This is a genomic window from Paraburkholderia phymatum (assembly GCF_040965635.1).
Lineage (GTDB): Bacteria > Pseudomonadota > Gammaproteobacteria > Burkholderiales > Burkholderiaceae > Paraburkholderia > Paraburkholderia phymatum_B.
Window position 1 is genome coordinate 1 of record NZ_JBFRCH010000080.1, and the last position, 3190, is coordinate 3190.

Here is a 3190-nt window from a genome sequence, read left to right on the forward strand (position 1 = left end):
TCAGCTACGCGGACGGACTCGAAGCGATGGGGCCGGTTCGCAATCCAAACGAAAACAGGCCCGTCTGACGTATCATTTCAGCGTTTTCGGGCGCGCGTGACGGCGGCGCCTATCCACTGAGCCGGAGTGTCATCATGTCACTGCTCACCAACACTGTCCCATACGAAAGCGCAAGCCGCCACGATGTCACGTGGGCAACGCTCGCAACATGGCTGTCGAGCCACGACTTCCCGGACATTCACTCGCGCAGCATTGAGGGCATGACGCCGCTGATGGTGGCAGCGCTGCACGGCGAAGACAGCATAGTCGCAGCGTTGCTGGATGAAGGTGCACACGTCGGCGCGCTCGACGACGAAGGTAATCAGGCACTCTGGTACGCGTGTCTGGGCGGCGCACGCGCATCGATCCTACGGTTGGTCGGGGCCGACCTCGATATTGATCACATGAACGGGAACGACATCACGTGCCTGATGGAGGCCGCCGCCAGCGGCCGGTTCGAGGTCATGTTGCTGCTGATATCGCTCGGCGCCAGCGACAGCCTCGTTGCGCCCGACGGGCGAAATGCATTCGACATGGCAACCGATTTCGGACTGCAGCTCCTGCGTACGGTAGGCCGGCTCAGGGACGCCCGGCGCGGATCGACCTCCGCCACCGATCGGTACGTCGCGGAACTGAGGCAACCACGGTTTCCGGGTAGCGTCCTGCCAGATAACGCTTCGCGCTGAAAAGAACTCATGCCGCTCTACGACTACCTATGCCGCAACTGCGCGTTGCATTTCGAAGCGCTGGTGCGCGCTGGCACGACGCCTCTTTGCCCGCGCTGTCGCAGTACCGCGCTGGATAAACAGGTCAGTGCGCCGTGCGCTCCCGCCCGCAGCAAAGCGATCATCGCGGCGGCACGCCGTCAGGCCGCACGCGAAGGCCATTTCAGCAACTACACGGCTACAGAACGCAGCAACCTCCTGCGCCGCGGTTGAAGCGGCAGCAGCAATGGTACGGCGGCTTGTCCAGCCGGGAACTGCTGCTGCCGCCTGGAGAGATAGATAGCGGCTCCAGCGTCGAAGTTGATCGCCGTGCCCTTGAGCGCCCTGACGATGTACCTCACGGGTGCGCACGGAGCTGCGTATGTAGCTGCAATGCTGGCGCACTGTCACCGATCCGCTACGCGTTAGAAGCCACGCTCAGCTCGGATCGCGTCGGAGGCCCGCACGTTGCGAAACTGCTGGTGAAAGGATGGCTGTAGGCCGCAGTTTCCATCCCTCAAGGCTGCATGTCGTCGATCATTCTGGCACGCGCTGTGCGTGAATCGCTTGCCTAGGTGCACCACGTGAGCATCCAGCGCACTCCCTCGGCGTCCCCGGCCGGAGCCGTTCCCCAAGTCGCACCAGCTTTGCCAGACCGAGCGCCGCCGTCAATTCGCTCATCCCCGGCAACGGTGCGCTAGCACCAACCAGCACGGACTTACGGTCCGCGGTCCAGCGCCAGCTCATGTAACGCAACTCGTACGCCAGGCTTTGGCGCTGTGCCATGGCAACCTCCATGCAACCCGCTCCAGCAATTACTGACAGGGCACCAAATAGTGCGTAGTGCGCTAAGCGGGTATAAAGATGAAAACTGATGCCTGACATCTCGACGGAGCCTCGCAGGAGTACTGAGAAAAATAGTGGTGCAAGCGGTGGTTGATGGGATGACGCAGACCACGCCGGCTCACATATTCGGGGAAAGTCCGCGGGCAGTAGGCAACTGGATGATGCAGTCAGTCGCGAGAAGTCGGCCTGAGATCGCTCAGGCCGAGCAAGCGTAGCCGTCGGCCGGGACGTGGCCGGTTGGATTACCGGGAGGAAGTGAGAATCCGCAAGCTGATCATAGAACGGATGCCCAGCTGGCGTTGGCATTCAACCTGTGGACCCGCGAGTCGGTAGCGCAACTCACCGAGCGCCAGTATGGCATCAAGGTGTCTGCGTGGACGGTCGGTCGATACCTGAAGCATTGGCCCATCGCTCCAGCATGACGACTGCAATACGGCATGAACGAGTTCGTTCTCTCGTTCTCCACGGGCTGGCTCGCTAAGCGCGATTTCAATAGTATCCATCGTACGCGCCATCTTCGGCTAAGATAAGCATATCGGCCTCACTGGCTTCCGCAGTCACGGAGACGCAAACCCCTGTTGACGTCGCGAAATAGACGCGGCGACCGCGAAATTCCACCGCCGGCTCTTCATTGAGCAGTTCGACCGCGCTGATACGAATGACACGCACGTCGGGATAGCGCTTGCGCCAGCTTGCTGCGGCTTCCGACAACGTCGGCTCGTAGAGAACCAATTCGGTTATCGTATGTATCTGAGCTGCCGTAAGCGCCATGTTAGTCGTGCCCGCCCGCCAGGCGCCGTGCTTCCACAGTGACCGGAAGCACGGTGTCGGGCGCCATCTCAGGCAACTCGAACTTCCAGCCGTTCGCAAGCGTGACGAGCCCACCCCACATTCGCGCCCGCGCGATTGAAACAATTGGCTCCTCCAAATCCGTCCTCGGAATGTAGGCGCAGAGTATGCCTTTGCTATCCTTTCGGATGGTGATCTTCACAGTAAAAGCTCCTGGTTTGGTTAGGAAATTTGCGCCGTGCGAACGCACATCGTTTTGAATACGGCGCGAGCAAAAGTGGCGACGCTGGCAGCATGCGAGAAATGCCGTCGCGGCGATACATAAACCGTCACGCGTCCAAGTCGTCTCCTTGCACGATTGCCGCACTGGTGCAGAAACAGTTTTGCCCTCCCGGCAGCCGACCATAAGCCGTCAAAGAGGCAGATCGGCTCACCGGTCTCAACAACCTGCCCGACGTCGACGATCTCGCCGAGGGAGCCGGCCCTCAGGACACACTTATCTTCGCCCCGGTCGCGATATCCGCCATCGGTGTAGCTGTCGTGCAGTACAACCACGCTCATGCCTCACGAATAGGGCTAGCTCGGACTCGATTGCCCGATGCATCGCCCCGGTATTCCGCGCGCCAAAGGCTTCGCCCATCCTCCGCGGTCGCCGCCGGCAGTATCTGGTCGATCGAGCGAAGAGCCTTGGCCCGCTCGCCCAGACAGGCGAGCACGTCATCGGGAAGATGGTCGAGCGTGCACAGTTCCTTCGCCCGCATGCCGACCTTGCGGTCTGTTTCAACGAAATGAACCGCGTAGATGTAAAACCG

General features: G+C 60.9%; 7 protein-coding genes. 3 read left to right on the top strand and 4 right to left on the bottom strand.

Annotated elements, in window-relative coordinates:
• Positions 1–134: 134 nt before the first annotated feature.
• The 3 genes from AB4Y32_RS40125 to AB4Y32_RS40135 all read left to right on the top strand — a co-directional run bounded on the left by AB4Y32_RS40125 (position 135) and on the right by AB4Y32_RS40135 (position 2011).
• On the top strand, positions 135–725 hold the full coding sequence (locus AB4Y32_RS40125; RefSeq protein ID WP_342945355.1) for an ankyrin repeat domain-containing protein: 591 nt from the start codon (positions 135–137) through the stop codon (positions 723–725).
• 9 nt (positions 726–734) lie between these two features.
• A complete protein-coding gene (locus AB4Y32_RS40130) occupies positions 735–977 on the top strand; it encodes an FmdB family zinc ribbon protein (RefSeq protein WP_342937519.1) in 243 nt (80 codons plus the stop codon).
• A gap of 911 nt (positions 978–1888) precedes the next feature.
• Positions 1889–2011: a winged helix-turn-helix domain-containing protein gene (locus tag AB4Y32_RS40135; RefSeq protein WP_368726535.1), complete on the top strand. Its 123-nt coding sequence runs from the start codon at positions 1889–1891 to the stop codon at positions 2009–2011.
• 67 nt (positions 2012–2078) lie between these two features.
• On the opposite strand, the gene AB4Y32_RS40140 is transcribed toward AB4Y32_RS40135, so the two are convergent.
• The 4 genes from AB4Y32_RS40140 to AB4Y32_RS40155 all read right to left on the bottom strand — a co-directional run.
• Positions 2079–2321: a hypothetical protein gene (locus AB4Y32_RS40140; RefSeq protein ID WP_342945353.1), complete on the bottom strand. Its 243-nt coding sequence runs from the start codon at positions 2319–2321 to the stop codon at positions 2079–2081.
• A gap of 40 nt (positions 2322–2361) precedes the next feature.
• Positions 2362–2580: a putative nitrogen fixation protein NifT gene (gene nifT / locus AB4Y32_RS40145; RefSeq protein WP_028371630.1), complete on the bottom strand. Its 219-nt coding sequence runs from the start codon at positions 2578–2580 to the stop codon at positions 2362–2364.
• A 20-nt stretch (positions 2581–2600) separates the two neighbouring features.
• Complete coding sequence (locus AB4Y32_RS40150) at positions 2601–2939, bottom strand: hypothetical protein (RefSeq protein ID WP_368726536.1); 339 nt, start codon at positions 2937–2939, stop codon at positions 2601–2603.
• Positions 2936–3190 (bottom strand): nitrogen fixation protein NifZ (locus tag AB4Y32_RS40155; RefSeq protein ID WP_368726537.1); only part of this gene is annotated, 255 nt, incomplete at its 5' end. The genes AB4Y32_RS40155 and AB4Y32_RS40150, both read right to left, overlap by 4 nt.